The sequence below is a fragment of the Acidibrevibacterium fodinaquatile genome (assembly GCF_003352165.1).
In the GTDB taxonomy this organism is placed as follows: Bacteria; Pseudomonadota; Alphaproteobacteria; order Acetobacterales; family Acetobacteraceae; genus Acidibrevibacterium; species Acidibrevibacterium fodinaquatile.
This window is the reverse complement of record NZ_CP029176.1, coordinates 1,697,871-1,712,667: the sequence shown is the minus strand read 5'-3', so window position 1 is coordinate 1,712,667 and position 14,797 is coordinate 1,697,871. Positions and strand designations below refer to the sequence as shown.

The 14,797-nt window shown below is 67.4% G+C and carries 16 protein-coding genes; 9 read left to right on the top strand and 7 right to left on the bottom strand.

What is annotated here, in order from left to right:
* Positions 1–4 precede the first annotated feature (4 nt).
* A complete protein-coding gene (purB, locus tag DEF76_RS08270) occupies positions 5–1,357 on the bottom strand; it encodes an adenylosuccinate lyase (protein ID WP_114911929.1) in 1,353 nt (450 codons plus the stop codon).
* A gap of 117 nt (positions 1,358–1,474) precedes the next feature.
* Between purB and DEF76_RS08265 the strand changes: the two genes are divergently transcribed.
* The 4 genes from DEF76_RS08265 to DEF76_RS08250 all read left to right on the top strand — a co-directional run bounded on the left by DEF76_RS08265 (position 1,475) and on the right by DEF76_RS08250 (position 3,801).
* Complete coding sequence (locus DEF76_RS08265) at positions 1,475–2,083, top strand: YjbE family putative metal transport protein (RefSeq protein ID WP_114911928.1); 609 nt, start codon at positions 1,475–1,477, stop codon at positions 2,081–2,083.
* A gap of 84 nt (positions 2,084–2,167) precedes the next feature.
* Complete coding sequence (locus DEF76_RS08260) at positions 2,168–3,118, top strand: tetratricopeptide repeat protein (RefSeq protein ID WP_114911927.1); 951 nt, start codon at positions 2,168–2,170, stop codon at positions 3,116–3,118.
* A 75-nt stretch (positions 3,119–3,193) separates the two neighbouring features.
* Entirely contained in the window at positions 3,194–3,397 is a 204-nt protein-coding gene (locus tag DEF76_RS08255) for a Trm112 family protein (RefSeq protein ID WP_114911926.1), read from the top strand.
* A gap of 155 nt (positions 3,398–3,552) precedes the next feature.
* Positions 3,553–3,801 carry a hypothetical protein gene (locus tag DEF76_RS08250; RefSeq protein ID WP_114911925.1) on the top strand — a complete coding sequence of 83 codons (249 nt, stop codon included), beginning with the start codon at positions 3,553–3,555 and terminating at the stop codon, positions 3,799–3,801.
* A 140-nt stretch (positions 3,802–3,941) separates the two neighbouring features.
* Here the strand turns inward: DEF76_RS08250 and DEF76_RS08245 are convergent, their stop codons facing one another.
* Positions 3,942–5,519, bottom strand: coding sequence for a 2-isopropylmalate synthase (locus DEF76_RS08245; protein ID WP_114911924.1), 1,578 nt, complete (start codon positions 5,517–5,519; stop codon positions 3,942–3,944).
* Between DEF76_RS08245 and DEF76_RS19300 the strand changes: the two genes are divergently transcribed.
* On the top strand, positions 5,518–5,805 hold the full coding sequence (locus DEF76_RS19300) for a hypothetical protein (RefSeq protein ID WP_162800561.1): 288 nt from the start codon (positions 5,518–5,520) through the stop codon (positions 5,803–5,805). The two genes, DEF76_RS08245 and DEF76_RS19300, sit on opposite strands and share 2 nt — an antisense overlap.
* Positions 5,806–5,832: 27 nt before the next feature.
* Here the strand turns inward: DEF76_RS19300 and DEF76_RS08240 are convergent, their stop codons facing one another.
* Both DEF76_RS08240 and DEF76_RS19295 read right to left on the bottom strand, forming a co-directional pair.
* Positions 5,833–6,687 (bottom strand): division plane positioning ATPase MipZ, encoded by an 855-nt coding sequence (locus DEF76_RS08240; RefSeq protein WP_114913749.1) that lies wholly within the window; start codon positions 6,685–6,687, stop codon positions 5,833–5,835.
* A 6-nt stretch (positions 6,688–6,693) separates the two neighbouring features.
* Positions 6,694–6,948, bottom strand: a complete 255-nt coding sequence (locus DEF76_RS19295) for a hypothetical protein (protein ID WP_162800560.1) — start codon at positions 6,946–6,948, stop codon at positions 6,694–6,696.
* Between DEF76_RS19295 and DEF76_RS08235 the strand changes: the two genes are divergently transcribed.
* From DEF76_RS08235 to DEF76_RS08225, 3 genes are read left to right on the top strand one after another with little or no spacing between them, the layout of a single operon-like run.
* Positions 6,842–8,152: a paraquat-inducible protein A gene (locus DEF76_RS08235; protein ID WP_240319147.1), complete on the top strand. Its 1,311-nt coding sequence runs from the start codon at positions 6,842–6,844 to the stop codon at positions 8,150–8,152. The two genes, DEF76_RS19295 and DEF76_RS08235, sit on opposite strands and share 107 nt — an antisense overlap.
* Complete coding sequence (locus tag DEF76_RS08230) at positions 8,149–9,843, top strand: PqiB family protein (protein ID WP_162800558.1); 1,695 nt, start codon at positions 8,149–8,151, stop codon at positions 9,841–9,843. The genes DEF76_RS08235 and DEF76_RS08230 overlap by 4 nt, the downstream gene beginning before the upstream one ends.
* Positions 9,840–10,403, top strand: a complete 564-nt coding sequence (locus DEF76_RS08225) for a PqiC family protein (RefSeq protein WP_114911921.1) — start codon at positions 9,840–9,842, stop codon at positions 10,401–10,403. The genes DEF76_RS08230 and DEF76_RS08225 overlap by 4 nt, the downstream gene beginning before the upstream one ends.
* Before the next feature lie 32 nt (positions 10,404–10,435).
* On the opposite strand, the gene DEF76_RS08220 is transcribed toward DEF76_RS08225, so the two are convergent.
* The 3 genes from DEF76_RS08220 to DEF76_RS08210 are packed head-to-tail and all read right to left on the bottom strand — an operon-like array spanning position 10,436 to position 13,614.
* Positions 10,436–11,488: a hypothetical protein gene (locus DEF76_RS08220; RefSeq protein WP_162800557.1), complete on the bottom strand. Its 1,053-nt coding sequence runs from the start codon at positions 11,486–11,488 to the stop codon at positions 10,436–10,438.
* A gap of 58 nt (positions 11,489–11,546) precedes the next feature.
* Positions 11,547–12,878: an ATP-binding protein gene (locus DEF76_RS08215; RefSeq protein ID WP_240319145.1), complete on the bottom strand. Its 1,332-nt coding sequence runs from the start codon at positions 12,876–12,878 to the stop codon at positions 11,547–11,549.
* A gap of 19 nt (positions 12,879–12,897) precedes the next feature.
* A complete protein-coding gene (locus DEF76_RS08210; protein WP_114911918.1) occupies positions 12,898–13,614 on the bottom strand; it encodes a response regulator in 717 nt (238 codons plus the stop codon).
* Positions 13,615–13,768: 154 nt separating this feature from the next.
* Here DEF76_RS08210 and DEF76_RS08205 point away from each other — a divergent pair, with 154 nt between their 5' ends.
* Positions 13,769–14,791, top strand: a complete 1,023-nt coding sequence (locus tag DEF76_RS08205) for a sugar ABC transporter substrate-binding protein (protein WP_114911917.1) — start codon at positions 13,769–13,771, stop codon at positions 14,789–14,791.
* The last annotated feature ends 6 nt before the right edge of the window (positions 14,792–14,797 follow it).

Genomic DNA, 14,797 nt, shown 5'->3' with positions numbered 1-14,797 from the left:
CGGTTTAGTCTCCTTTCGCGCCGTCAGGCCCGAAAACGCGGGCAAACACGGTATCGAGGGTGCGGAGATGGAGCCCAGGATCCATCGCCGCATCGAGCACCGCCGCCGGCACCCGTCCTGCGACCTCGGGGTCGGCCGCGAGATGGTCGCGGAAGCTTTTTGCCGCCTTCGTCCCGAGCGCCTCCCAGGTCGCCATCGCGTTGCGCTGCACCACGGCATAGGCCGCCTCGCGCGAGAGCCCGGCGCGGGCCAGCGCGAGCAGCACCTCGCCACTATGGACGACGCCGCCGAGGGCCTCGAGATTGGCCTGCATGCGTTCGGGGTGGATGACCAGCTTTTCCATCATGCCGGCCAGCCGCGAGAGCGCGAAATCGAGCGCGATCGTCGCGTCCGGCGCGATCACCCGCTCGACCGAGGAATGGCTGATATCGCGCTCATGCCAGAGCGCGACATTTTCGAGCGCCGGCATGGCGTAGCCGCGCACCAAGCGGGCAAGGCCGGTGAGGTTCTCGCTCAAGACCGGGTTGCGCTTGTGGGGCATCGCCGAGGAGCCTTTCTGGCCGGGATGGAAAAACTCCTCGGCCTCGCGCACCTCGCTCCGTTGCAAATGGCGCACTTCCGTCGCCAGCCGCTCGATACCGCTCGCGATCACCGCGAGCGTGCAGAAATAGGCGGCATGGCGGTCGCGCGGGATGATCTGGGTCGAGACCGGCTCGATCGCGAGGCCGAGTTTTTCGGCAACATATGCCTCGACCCGGGGATCGACATGGGCATAAGTGCCGACCGCGCCGGAAATCGCGCAGGTCGCGATCTCGGCGCGGGCGGCTGCGAGGCGGGCGCGGGCGCGGGCGAATTCGGCGTAATGCCCGGCGAGTTTCAGGCCAAAACTGGTCGGCTCGGCATGGATGCCGTGGCTGCGGCCGATGGTGAGCGTCGTTTTGTGCTCGAACGCCCGGCGCTTCAAGGCCGCCAGCACCGCGTCGAGATCGGCGAGCAGGAGATCGCTCGCTTGCGCAAGCTGCACCGCAAGACACGTATCGAGCACGTCCGACGAGGTCATGCCGAGATGAACGAAGCGCGCCTCCGGCCCGACCGCCTCGGCGAGCCAGGTGAGGAAGGCGATGACGTCGTGGCGGGTCTCCTGCTCGATCGCATTGATGCGGGCGAGGTCGTCCGCCGTGATCGCGGCGACACGCGGGCCGCCGCGCGTGCGGATGGCGCGCGCCGCGTCTTCCGGGATATCGCCGATCGCCGCCATCGCCTCGGCGGCGAGCGCCTCGATCTCGAACCAGATGCGATAGCGGTTCTCCGGCGCCCAGATCGCGGCCATCGCCGGGCGGGTATAGCGTGGAACCATGTTTTCCAGTTATCCCTAAGACGAGCGGAGATCAGAACCCTCCTCGCCCTAGCTTCCCGCGCGGCGCCTGACAACCCCGCTTGCCGCAACCCTGCAACGCCCGATCCTGGAGCCGCGATGACTGCCGCCGCCCTCCTCCCCGCGCTGATCGCGCTGATCGAGGTCGCGGCGATCGATCTCGTCCTCGCCGCCGATAATGCCATCGTCGTCGGGCTTGCCGTCCGGGGGCTGCCGGCGGCGGCGCGGCGGCGGGCGATGGTGCTCGGCATTACCGCCGCCACCGGTTTGCGCATCCTCGGCGGCCTCGTCGCGCTGCGGCTGCTTGCGATCATCGGCCTTACGCTGGCCGGCGGGCTTTTGCTGCTGTGGGTCACTTGGAAAATGTATCGCGAGCTGCGCGGGCCGACCGAGAGCGGCGCGGGCGGGGCGGCGGCGACGACGCTCTCGCAAGCCTTGCTCCGGATCATCGCCGCCGATCTCTCGATGAGCCTCGATAACGTCCTCGCCGTCGCGGGGGCGGCGGAGAATAACCGTATCGTGCTGGTCGCTGGCCTTGCGCTCGGCGTCGTGCTGATGGCGTTTGCGACCGACCTCGTCGCGCGCCTGCTTGCGCGCTATCCCCGGCTCGCCTGGCTCGGCTGGCTGATCGTGCTTTATATCGCGCTGAAAATGATCGTCGCGGGCACCCACGATGTTCTGCGCGCACTTCCCGAGACACTCTTCTAAGCCGCCCGATGGTGCGGACCGGGGTTCGTGCCCTATGATGGGCGACAGCAATTGCGACAACCTACGAACAAGGATGCTGCGGATATGGAACTGATCGGACAAGGACGGCCCGCCGCTGCGACCGCGGCGCCGCCCGGCGCGAGTGCTGCGATGATCATCGAGGGAGATCAGCGGACCTTCATGCGCGATGTCGTCGAGGCGTCGCGGCAGGTGCCGGTACTGGTCGATTTCTGGGCGACCTGGTGCGGCCCGTGCCGGCAGCTCACGCCGACGCTCGAAAAAGTCACCCGCGCCGCCGGCGGGCGGATCAAGCTGGTCAAGATCGACATCGACAAGAACCAGGCCTTGGTCCAGCAACTGGCCCAGCTCGGCCTGCCGCTGCAATCGGTGCCGACGGTCGCCGCTTTCTGGCAGGGGCAGATCGCCGATCTGTTCCAGGGCGCCTTGCCGGAATCGGAGGTCAAGCGTTTCGTCGAAAACCTCCTCAAGGCGGCTGGCGGGGCGATGCCGGCGGCCGATCTCCTGGCCGAGGCGCGGGCGGCGCTGGACGCGGGCGATCCCGCCGGCGCACGCGACCTGTTCAGCGCGCTGCTCGCCGAGGAGCCGGAAAACGCCGCCGCCTGGGGCGGGCTGATCCGCGCGCTCATCGCGCTCGGGGATGAAGCGGACGCCGAGGCGACGCTGGCGCAAGTGCCGGCGGCGCTCGCCGAGCATGCCGAGATCACCGGCGCCAAAAGCGCCCTCGCCCTCGCCAGCGAGGGCCGCAAGGCGGCGGCGGCGATCGAGAGCTACCGGGCGCGGCTCAAGGCCGACCCCGCCGACCACGAAGCCCGCTTCGCACTCGCGACCGCACAGGCCGCGCTCGGCGAGCGGGAAGCGGCGGCGGACGAGCTCCTCGACATCATTCGCCGCCAGCCGGGCTGGAACGAGGACGCGGCGCGGCTGCAATTGCTGAAATTCTTCGCCGCCTGGGGCATGGACGACCCGGTGACGATGGCGGCGCGGCGCAAGCTTTCGGCCCTCCTGTTCCGCTGAGCGGCGTTGCGCGCCGCCGCCCGCGACGGCGGCGCCCGCCTTGCCTGCTGATTTTTTCCCCGAGGGAGATGCCCCGTGACCAATTCCCTGCCCGAGACCGGTGACCGTCCGGTCGACCCAAGGCTGCTCGAAATCCTGATCTGCCCGCTCACCAAGCAGCCCCTTCGCTATGACCGCGCGCGGAACGAGCTGATCAGCGATGCCGCCGGCCTCGCCTACCCGATTCGGGACGGTATCCCGATCATGCTGCCCGAGGAGGCCCGCCCGCTCACCCCGTGAAGCGCCTGATATGGCAAGCCCGGGGCTTTTGTGTGCAGTGCAACACAGCCATGCTTTTATAAGCTTGTGTGTAATAACCCATGCTACTATCTCTCGCGCATCCGGTGGACAGCCAGAGCGGCAGACCACCACACGACGAAAGAGGGTAGAAGATTATGCGCAAGTTTCTTTTCGCAGCCGTTGCCGCCATCGCGCTCACCGCGTCTGGCCATGGTGTCCATCAGGCGCCGGCCTCCCTGCAGCAGCAGGCTGCCGCCAAGCCGCCGGCGACGAGCACCGACCGCGCCGCGACGCTCGCCTGGGGCCGCGCCCCGCAGATGAATGCCAACAGCTTCCAGACCGCCCAGGGCTATGACGGCCAGAAGCCCGAAACCCAGCGCGCCAGCCCAAACGGCAACGCCTGATCGCACGATCACCGCTGGTCTGAAACCATCCAACGAGGGGGCGAAAGCCCCCTCGTTTCATTTGATGCGCAAAGAGCGGCGCCGATAACTCTTACCGTGGAAAGTTTTTTGGTTCTTTTTTTCAAAAAAGAACATTGTCTTCAGGCCGAAAGCGCCTCCGGCGCGGTGCGCGCGCGCTTGACGAGAAGTTTATTGAGAGCGTGGACATAGGCGCGGGCGGAGGCGACGATGGTATCGGTATCCGCCCCCTGGCCATCGACCATTTTGCCGTTTTCCTCGAGCCGCACGGTGACGCGGGCCTGGGCGTCGGTGCCTTCGGTGACGGCGCCGACCGAATAGAGGCGCAGCACCGCGTCATGGGCGAAGAGATCGCGAATGGCGTTGAAGGTTGCGTCCACCGGCCCGTCGCCGGTCGCAACCGCGCTCTGTGCCGCACCGTCGATCTCGAGTTCGAGTTCGGCGCGCGGCTTGGCTTTGGAGCCGGTATGGACGTCGAGCGAGAGGAAGCGGATGCGGTCATGGCCGCGCATCACCTCATCATCGACCAGGGCGATCAGATCGTCGTCGTAGACCACCTTCTTGCGGTCGGCGAGATCCTTGAAGCGGCGGAAAGCGTCGTTCAGCTGGTTATCGCCGATTTCGCCGTAGCCGAGGGCACGAAGCTTGTCGCGGAAGGCGGCGCGGCCGGAATGTTTGCCCATGACCAGCGAGGATTTGGTCCAACCGACGCTTTCCGGCGTCATGATTTCATAGGTCGCGGCGTTTTTGAGGACGCCGTCTTGATGGATGCCGGATTCGTGGGCGAAGGCGTTGCGCCCGACGATCGCCTTGTTGGGTTGGACGTCAAAGCCGGTGATGGTGGAGAGCAGCTTCGAGGTGCGGAGGATTTTCGGCGTCTCGATCGCAGAGCGCCAGGCGAGCGCGTCGTGGCGGGTGCGGATCGCCATGACGATTTCTTCGAGTGCGGCGTTGCCGGCGCGTTCACCGATGCCATTGATCGTGCATTCCACCTGACGCACGCCGGCGCGAATGGCGGCAATGGTGTTGGCGACGGCAAGGCCGAGATCATTGTGGTTATGGGCAGAGAAAATGACCTTTTCCGCCCCCGGCACGCGTTCACGCAGCATGGTGAAGATGCGCGCGATATCCTCAGGGAGGGCGTAGCCGACGGTATCGGGGATGTTGATGGTGGTGGCGCCGGCCTTGATCGCGGCCTCGACGCAGCGGCAGAGGAAATCGGGGTCGGTGCGGCTGCCGTCTTCCGCTGACCATTCGACGTCGTCGGTATAGTTACGGGCAAGGGTATTGCCGTCGATGACCGCCTGCAAAACCGTCTCGGGCTCCATCCGCAGTTTGTATTTCATGTGCAGCGGGCTGGTGGAGATGAAATTATGGATGCGGCGGCGCTCGGCGGGGCGGATCGCCTCGCCGGCGCGGGCGATATCGTCGCGCCCGCCGGTGCGCGCGAGGCCACAGATCACCGGCCCCTTGATGGTCCGCGCGATGGCGTCCACGCTCTCGAAATCGCCGGGGCTTGCGATCGGGAAGCCGGCTTCGAGGACATCGACACCGAGTTCGGCCAAGGCTTCGGCCATGCGCAGTTTTTCGGTGAGATTCATCGAGAAGCCGGGCGATTGCTCACCGTCGCGGAGCGTGGTGTCGAAAATGATGATGCGGTCGGGGTCGAGCACGCCGAAGTTTGGGTGGGAGATGGTCATGGGGCCAGTCCTTGAACCGGAAAGTTGCGACAAATTGCCTCAAAAACCCCTGAACGATGCCGGCGAAGCCGCGCGGCGTCACGCCCAGGGGCGGCTAAGTCGCAGAATAAGGAGGCCAGCGCCGAAAACGGCGCAGCCGGCGGGCGTGGCCCGGGAACTGCCGGAAAACCGGATCATCATTCCTCAATACCACCGCGAGGCCAGCGGCGCAAGCGCACGCATGGCGACCCAGGGCTATCGCATTTGGCCGATGATGGATCGCCGGACAAAAGGGCGAGCGCGGTGAACGCGGTGACCGTGGGCGAGTGGCAAGTCAGGCCGCGGGTGGCACCAGGGTCAAAGCGGGCGGGGGTTTGCGGATCGCGCCGATCAGGTTGCGCACTTCCGCCCGCGCCGTCACATGGCTCATGCCAAAGGAAATACCGAGCCCCGCCTCGCGCACATCCATCAGCGTCAGCCCTTGAAGATAAAGCTCGCGGAAGATCACCCGTTCGCCAAACCCCTTGACGGTGCGAAAGCCGATCCGCTTGGCCAGGGCCTCGAGGGTCGCGCCGACATCGCGCTTGTTGCGCGCCTCGCCGGCGCCGAGGCGGTTCCTCATCACCAGCCAGTCGATGCGGCCGCGATCGCGCGCCATTCGGCGCTTGCGCGCCTCCCAGACCATTTCGCTATAGATGCTCGGGTGCACGACCTCGTGCTGCTCGGGATCGACCTTGGCGAGCATGGCGAAATCAACGAAACTGTCATTGATCGGGGTGATCAGCGTATCGGCGTGGGCGTGGCCGAGGCGGCTCAGATAGGTATCGGCCCCGGGGCAATCGATGACGACGATATCGACGTCACCGCCGATTTCGGCCAGCGCCGCAGCGAAGCGGAATTGCTCGTCGGCTTCCGCCATCGCCCGGCTATCGGCCTCGCTCCGTATCACCGCGGCGAAGCGCGGCATCGGCAGGGCGATGCCGCGCCGGGCGGCGAACTCGGCCCGCGCTTCGAGATAATGGGTCAACGTCGCCTGACGAGCGTCAAGATCGAGGGCACCGACACGATAGCCATCGCGCAGCAGCCCGACGATGAGATGCATCGCAGCGGTGGACTTACCCGATCCGCCCTTCTCGTTGCCGAGCACGATGATCTGTGCCCGCTTTTCGATCGCAACGCTCGCCACCATTGTTCCTCACGCCATTCGCATATCATGTCCGCCGCCCCCGCCGCCCGCCGCGAATCGCCAGATCGGTGCGAATCGGTCTAGGGTGACCAAGTTTATGCCCATCAGCGTGCCCGGCGTCCATGCGCCCGGTCGGTTCAGTTTCGCCGTTTTCAGGATGACACGGTTTTTGGCGATCTCTCGCAACTCGGCTTTGTTCGCGGACTCCCCCCGGCCGGCCTGGCCCGTGGCCGGCCAGATCGAATGTCCCGATTGCGGGCTCATTTTGCGCGCCCTGTCGCCGCCGGCCGGCCGCCGCCTGCGCTGCCCGCGCTGTCGGGCGGTGTTGCGACGCGGACGCCCACACGGGGCCGCGACCGCCTTGCCACTCGCGCTCGCCGCCTGGCCGCTGCTGCCGCTCGCCTTTCTCACCCCGCTCATCCATCTCTCGCTGCTCGGGCGCGGGATCAGCGCGGCGCTGACCACCGGGCCGGCGCTGTTGACCGCAGAGGGCTGGGTGCCGCTCGCCGCGGTGGTTCTGCTGACCGCCTGCCTGCTCCCTGGGCTGCGCTTGCTTGGCCTCACCCTCGTGCTGCTCGGGCTGCGTCTGGCCCACCCGCCACGTCATCTCCTCCGCCCGCTGCTGCGCGCAACCGAATATCTTCGGCCCTGGGCGATGGTCGAAGTCTATCTGCTCGGGTTTTTCGTCGCCTACAGCAAGCTGATCGATCTCGCCCGCGTGCGTGTCGAACTCGCCGGCTACGCGCTGGCGGCGCTGATGCTGGTGATGGCGCTGATCGACGAGAGGCTCGACCCGACCGCGCTTTGGGAGGCGCTGGCGCCACCGACCACCAGCGCCGCCCCGCCCGCCGGGTCTGCGGCGCGGCTGATCGGCTGCCATGGCTGCGGCCTGCTCTGCGCCGGCACGCCGGGCGCTCGCTGCCCGCGCTGCGGCAGCCGGCTCCATGTCCGCAAGCCGCATAGTCTTGGGCGCACCCTCGCCCTCGTTCTGGCCGCCGCCTTGCTTTATATCCCGGCCAACCTGCTGCCGATCATGACCGTCGATTATCATGGCCAAGGTGTGCCCAACACGATTCTCTCCGGCGTCGAAGAATTGGCGGCGAGCGGTATGTGGCCGCTCGCCATCCTGGTCTTTTTCGCCAGCATCACGGTGCCGGTGCTGAAACTGCTCGGGCTCGGCCTATTGCTCGTGAGCACGCGAGCCGGCGCACGCCGGCGGCTCGTCGATCGCGCCCGGCTTTATCGCCTGATCGATGCCATTGGGCGATGGTCGATGATCGATGTGTTTATGCTCTCCATCCTGGTCGGCGTGGTGCAGCTTGGCCTGCTCGCCACCGTCATCCCCGGGCCCGGCGCGGTTGCTTTCGCCGGCGTCGTGATCCTGACCATGCTCGCCTCGCAAAGCTTCGACCCACGTCTGATGTGGGATGCGGCCAGGCGCGGCCACCAGCGCCGGAGGCCGCGATGAACGAGCCCTCGGCGCCGGAGATGGAACCGCAACTCGAACGTGAACCGCGTCTCTCCCTGCTCTGGATCATCCCGCTGGTCGCCGTCGTGGTCGCGGCCTGGCTCGGCTGGCGGACCCTGTCGCAGGAAGGCCCGCTGATCACCCTTACCTTCAACACCGCCGATGGCCTCATCGCCGGGCAGACCCGGGTCAAGCACAAGGCCGTCGATCTCGGCACGGTGCGGGCGATCCGGCTCAGCGAGGACATGTCGCATGTCATCGTCGAGGTGCGGATGCGCCGCGAGGCGACCGCGGTTCTGACCGATCATGCGCGGTTCTGGGTGGTCCGCCCGCGGTTTACGCCGAGCAGCGTCTCGGGCCTCGAAACCCTGGTCTCGGGCAGCTATATCGAGATCGACCCCGGCCCGCCGGGCGGCACCGCGCAGCGGGCATGGAAGGGTCTCGAACAACCACCGGCGGTGCGCTCGGGTGAGCCTGGTCATACCTATGTCCTGCACACGCGGAGCCTCGGCTCGCTCGGCATCGGCTCGCCGGTGCTGTTTCGCGATGCCAGCGTCGGCGAGGTGCTGGGCTATGATCTTGGCGCGCCGGGCGGCGAAGCGGTGGTGCGGGTGTTCGTGCACGCGCCGTTCGATAGCTATATCCATGCGGGAAGTTATTTCTGGAGCGAATCCGGCCTCTCGGTGAACGCCGGCGCCAACGGCTTCCATCTTGAGGTGCAGTCGATCCAGGCGCTTCTCACGGGCGCCGTCGCGTTCGATACCCCGCCCGAGGCACGCTCGGCCCCGGTCGCCGCCGATGGCGCTGATTTTCCCCTTTATCCCGACCGCACCGCCGCCGCAGCCTCGCGCTACACCAATTCCATCCCCATCGTGGTGCATTTCCACGGCTCGGTGCGCGGCCTTGCCGCCGGCGCGCCGGTCGAGATCTATGGCATTCAGATCGGCGAGGTCACCGACGTGACGCTGCGCTATGATTTTGCGACCAAAACGCTCGACGTGCCGGTCAGGCTCACCGTCCAGCCGGATCGCATCTCCGCCCCCGGAGCGCCGCCGGCGACCCAGGAGCGCGCGCTGGAATCGCTCACAGCGCTGACCAAAAACGGGCTCCGCGCCCAGCTCCGCACCGCCAATTACCTCACCGGGCAGCTCTATGTCGCCTTCGATTTCTTTCCAGAGGCCAAACCGGCGCCAATCCGCGAAGAAGACGGCGCTATCGTCGTCCCGAGCCAGCCGAGCGACTTCGAAACCCTCGCCCGCATGGTCGATATCATCGGTCGCAAGCTGGAGGCGGTGCCGATCGAGCGCATCGCCGGCAATCTCGATTCGAGCCTCGCGGCACTCGCCGGCATCGCCACCGGCAAGGAGCTGAAAACCACCCTCCAGTCAGCGGCGGCGACGATGGCGAGCGCGCAGGCGCTGCTCCGCCAGATCAACACCAACGCTGGCCCGGCGCTGGCGCGGCTGCCGCGGATCAGCGCCGAACTCGAGGCCTCGCTCGATCGTGCCAACCACCTGATGGCGGCGCTGGAGAGCGGTTACGGCGCCAATTCGCCGCTGCCGCGCGATCTCGAGCGCCTGGTCGGAGAGATGAACGACGCCGCGCGTTCGATCCGCAGCCTCGCCGACCTGCTCGATCAGCATCCCGAGGCACTGGTGCGCGGCCGCAGCGGCCCGGTGGAGGAACGATGAGCCTGCGCGTTCTTGCGATCCTGGCGCCGCTGCTCGGGCTGCTCGCTGGCTGCGCCTCGCCAAATCCGAAGCTTTATACGCTGGCGCGCGTCCCCGGGCCGGCGGTTGCCGCGCCGGCCCAAACGATCGAGATCCGCCATGTCGGCCTGGCCCGTTATCTCGACCGCCCCGGCATCGTAACACGCGTCGACGCCTATCGGGTAACCCTCGCCGACGATGCACGCTGGGCGGAGCCGCTGGCGGACATGCTCGCCCGCGTCATCGCTGCCGATCTCAGCGCGCGCTTGCCGGGCAGCACGGTTTTTACCGCCGCCAGCGCGATTTCCGCCGCCCCGGACGTTACCGTCGAGATCGATATCCAGCGCTTCGATGCCGGCAGCCGCTTCACCCTCGTCGCCGCTCTCGCCCTGCGGCACGCGGGGGAGGCGCCGAAGCTCACAACCATCAGCCTCGCCGCCCCGCCGCCAACCGGGGAAGAAAACCAGGTCGCGACCATGAGCCGCCTGCTCGGCGACCTCGCCGACCGCCTCGCAACGCTCATCGCAAACGACGGCCATTGAGCGCGCTTGCGGCGGGCGAAGACCCAACCGCATCAGGTCGGAATGGTCTGACCTGGATTGGCCGGTGGCGGCGACGGCGCTGGCGCGGCGGGCGGCGGCGTGACGGCGGGGCCGGGTAATGGCTGGCTCGTGACAGGCGGTTTGGGTGCCGTCTTGAGGATCAGGTTGCCGGGGGTGATCGGCGATACGCGCTGAAACGGCATGTTCGCCGGCAACGCCGGCGCCGCAACCTTCGCCCCGGGCGCGGCCGGTGGCACTGGCGGCACCGGCAGCGTGTTCGCCCCGGTCGCAGTGGGCGGCGCCGTCTCGGGCGCCGTTGTCTCTGGCGCCGTTGTCTCTGGCGCCGTTTTCTCTGGGGACGTCGCATCTGGGGCTGTCGTTGCGGACGGCGCGGGCGAAACCATGTCGGGCGCGGCGGCTGGTGGCGATGCCTGCAGGCTGGGCGGCAGAACCGGCATAACGCCGAGCGGCGGATGATAAGGCGCGATGATCGGCGACGGCGGCGGCAGCGTTGCCATCGGCCGCGGCGCGCTGAGACACGCGGCGCTGCCCATCCCGACCACCACGGTTGGCATGCCGTCCAGCCCCTGCTCCTGCATTTGCGCCGGCGTGCCACACCCCTCCGCCGACATCGGCAGCAAAACGAAGCCGGCGAAGGCGTGCGGCGAAATTGCCGGCACGCCATGCAGCACGAGATCCAGATCCTGCATGGTGCCGACCAGCCAGACCGGCGCCGGGCTCCGCGCGCGGGCATAGGCGAGCAGGCGCAGCATGCGGATGGTCGGGTTGACGACCAATTGCTCGTTGCGCGGATCGGGGAGCAGGAGAGCGAAATCGCGCGTCGGCAGATAGCGGCCGGCGGCGCCGATCACCGCATCGGCATCGGCGGAGGCGGCGCGGACATCGCCCCCCGGGTTCGGCGGATCGAGGAAAACATACGTCGCAACCGGCCAGCTCGGGCCGATATAGGCGCCCGGCGGCCAGGTGGGCCGCGCCAGACGCTGCTGGTTCGCGCCGGAGGAACAGCCGGCCAACGCCAGTAACGCCAAGCCACAGCCGAGAATGACAGCCCGCTTGCTTCGCACCCTGTCCTCCGCCCGCTATGCGGCGACGCATAAGAGCCTAGCATAAGTGGCGAAACTTTTACACCGGTAAAGAAATCGAGGCGCGCAAGCCGCCGGCCGGCCGGTTCGTCAGAGTGACATCGCCGCCATGGGCGCGAAAGATGTTGCGCGCGATCGGCAAGCCTAGTCCGCTGCCGCCGGTCGCGCGGTTGCGGCTCGCCTCAAGGCGTTGAAACGGCTGAAACATTCGCTCGATGTCGGCCTCTGGGAGGCCAGGGCCGTGATCCTCGATCTCGATCTCCACCATCCCCCCTTGCGGCGGATGCAGGCGCACCGCGGCACCGCCACCATATTTCACCGCGTTCGCGATCACATTGCCGAGCGCGCGTTTCAAAGCGATCGGCCGGGCCGTGATCGGCAGACGCTCTGGGCCGGCATAGGTGAGGTGCTCGGCGGCCTCCGGCGCGGCATCGGCGGCCTCGTCGAGCACGGTGCGGATCAGGGCGACGAGATCGAGCGTGCTCGTGCGTTCGCTCGCCGCCGCATCGCGCCCAAAGGCCAGCGTCGCCGCGACCATCGCCTCCATCTCGTCGAGATCGGCGAGGATTTTGCGCCGCATCTCGTCATCCTCGAGAAATTCGGCGCGGAGCTTGAGGCGGGTGATCGGGGTGCGGAGATCATGACCGATCGCGGTCAGGAGAAATGTGCGATCCTGCACGAAGCGGCGGATACGCCCGGCCATGCGGTTGAAGGCGGCGGCGGCGGCGGCGGCCTCGCGTGCCCCCCCCTCGGGCAGCGGCGGCGCATCGACATCGCGCCCGAGCGCCTCGGCGGCTTGCGTCAGCGCGGTGATCGGCGCGATCAGCCGGCGGGCGACGATCAGGAACAGCACCGCCGCGAGCGCCGTGAGGCCGAGAAACAGGCCGAAATCGAGCGGCGAGTGCCAAAATTCCGGCGCCGGGACCCGCACCGTCACGGCAAGCCAGCCGTGATCCGGGAGCGCGAGCCCGACCTCGACCAGCCGGTCATAAAGCGAGCCGAGCACCACGACATCGTGCGGGCGCAGATGATAGGGCACCGGCGACAGGGTGAGATCGGCCTGGATCAGCCGCACGAGGGTGAGCGGCGCTGGGAGCAGCTCCGCCGGCGGCGCCTCGAGCAACGCCGCTTGCGTGCCCGGCGGCAGTTCGATCGCGCGGAGCAGCGCCGCCCGCCCGCCATCCGGCGTATTCATCACCACCGCGCGATAGACCGCCATCACCCGCGCCGCGACATCGCGCGCTTGCCCGAGACGGGTGAGGTCGCCGCGGTCGATCACATGAAGATAAACCCCGCCGACCTGGGCGGCGACGAGCCCGATCAGCAGCACCCCCATCGCGCGCGCGAGCAGGCTGCGCGGCCATAATCCCATGCCGCGCCTCATGCCTTGATCACCGTCGCTCGACGTCACAGGTCAAGACATAGCCGCCGCCGCGCACCGTTTTGATGACCTGGGCGTTGCGCCCGTCATCATCGAGCTTGCGGCGCAGCCGGCTGATCGCGACATCGATCGCCCGGTCGAACGGCCCCGCCTGGCGGCCGCGCAGGAGATCGAGCAGCATGTCGCGCGTCAACACCCGATGCGGGCGCTCCAGTAACGCGAGCAGCAGGTCGTATTCGCCGCCGGTCAAAGCCACCTCCGCCCCTTCCGGGTCAAGCAGCCGACGGCGCGCGGTCTCAAGGCGCCAGCCATTGAATTGGAAGGTCCGGCGCGCCGGCGCGCCCTCCGCCTCACCCTCGCCGCTGCGGCGCAACACGGCGCGGATACGCGCGAGCAGTTCGCGCGGGTTGAAGGGTTTTGCGAGATAATCATCGGCCCCCATCTCGAGGCCGATGATGCGATCGGTCTCATCCCCCATCGCGGTGAGCATGACGATCGGCACATTCGCCTGCTCGCGCAGCCAGCGCGCGAGTTCGAGCCCGCCTTCGCCGGGCAGCATGAGATCGAGCACGACAAGGTGATAATGCCCTTGCGCCCAGAGCCGACGCGCCTCGCGACCATCGCGGGCGACGGTGACGCGAAGCCCGCCGCGCTCGAGGAACCGCGCCAAGAGGTCGCGGATCTCGTGGTCATCGTCAATGACGAGGATGTGCGGGGCGGCTTCCATGCGCGAAAAACAATAGTGACTCCAGCGCCGCCTGAGGAGGGGTGCGGCACCGATGTCACGGCATTGCCAAGGCACCGATTTTTCGGGCAGAGTACCCGTGTCCAAGAAACAAACCCGTCGGCGCGCGCCGGCGAGACCATCACGCGGGGAAAAAATGTCGAAGAATGACAAGCGGTTAAGCCAGAATCGTCGGAACTTCATGCATGCCGCGGCGGCGGGCGCGGCGCTGTTCGGGATCGCGCCGGCGCTGGCCGCCGAGATGGGCGAAGTCGCCGGGCGATCGGCAAAGCCGCTGCGCGCCGCCTTCTCCAATGCCGGGCTGCAGGCGACTTGGTGCGCGCAAGGCAAGCGGGCGGCGGAATATTGGGGCAAATTGTTCAATGTCGAGGTCACCTGGTTCGATGGCGAACTCTCGGCCCCCAAGCAGCGCGCCGCGGTGGACGACATGGCCTCGCAAAAATGGGATTTCGTCGCGATCCAGGCTTTCGGCATCGGCACGCTGACGGCGCCGGTCAACAAAATGATCGCCGCCGGCACGCCGGTGATCGACATGGATACGCTGATCGCGCCGCTCGATCAGATCAAGGTGCACAGCTTCCTCGCCCCCGACAATGAATTCATGGGCGCCTCCGTCACGCAAGCGCTGGTGGACGCGATCAACGGCGAAGGCACGATCATCATGACCCAGGGCGCGCTCGGCCATACCGGCGCCCAGGGGCGCGCGCGCGGCTTCAATGCGGTGGTCAAGAAATATCCCAAGCTGCAAGTGCTCGACACCACGCCCGCGGATTGGGACGTCGCCAAGACGGCGCGGATCTGGGAGACTCTGCTCACCAAATACCCGAAAATCGATGCCGCCTATTTCCACAACGACGATATGGCGCTCGCCGCCTATAACGTCATGAAGGCGCATAATCGCACCAACATCCTGATCGGGGGCTGTGATGCGATGCCGCCGGCGCTGGAGGCGGTGCTCGATGGCCGCATGCATGCGACCGTGCGCAACCCTTCCTGCCGCATCCATGGCGGGGCGATTGTCGCCGGTGTCGCGGCGGTTGTCGGCGGCGAGAAGACCGGGCCTGGCGGGATTCCGTTGAACGTCGTCACGGACGGCCCGGTCGTCACCAAAAGCAACGCGCCGGGGATGCTGTGGATGGAAAATCACTACCTGATTTGATGGGCC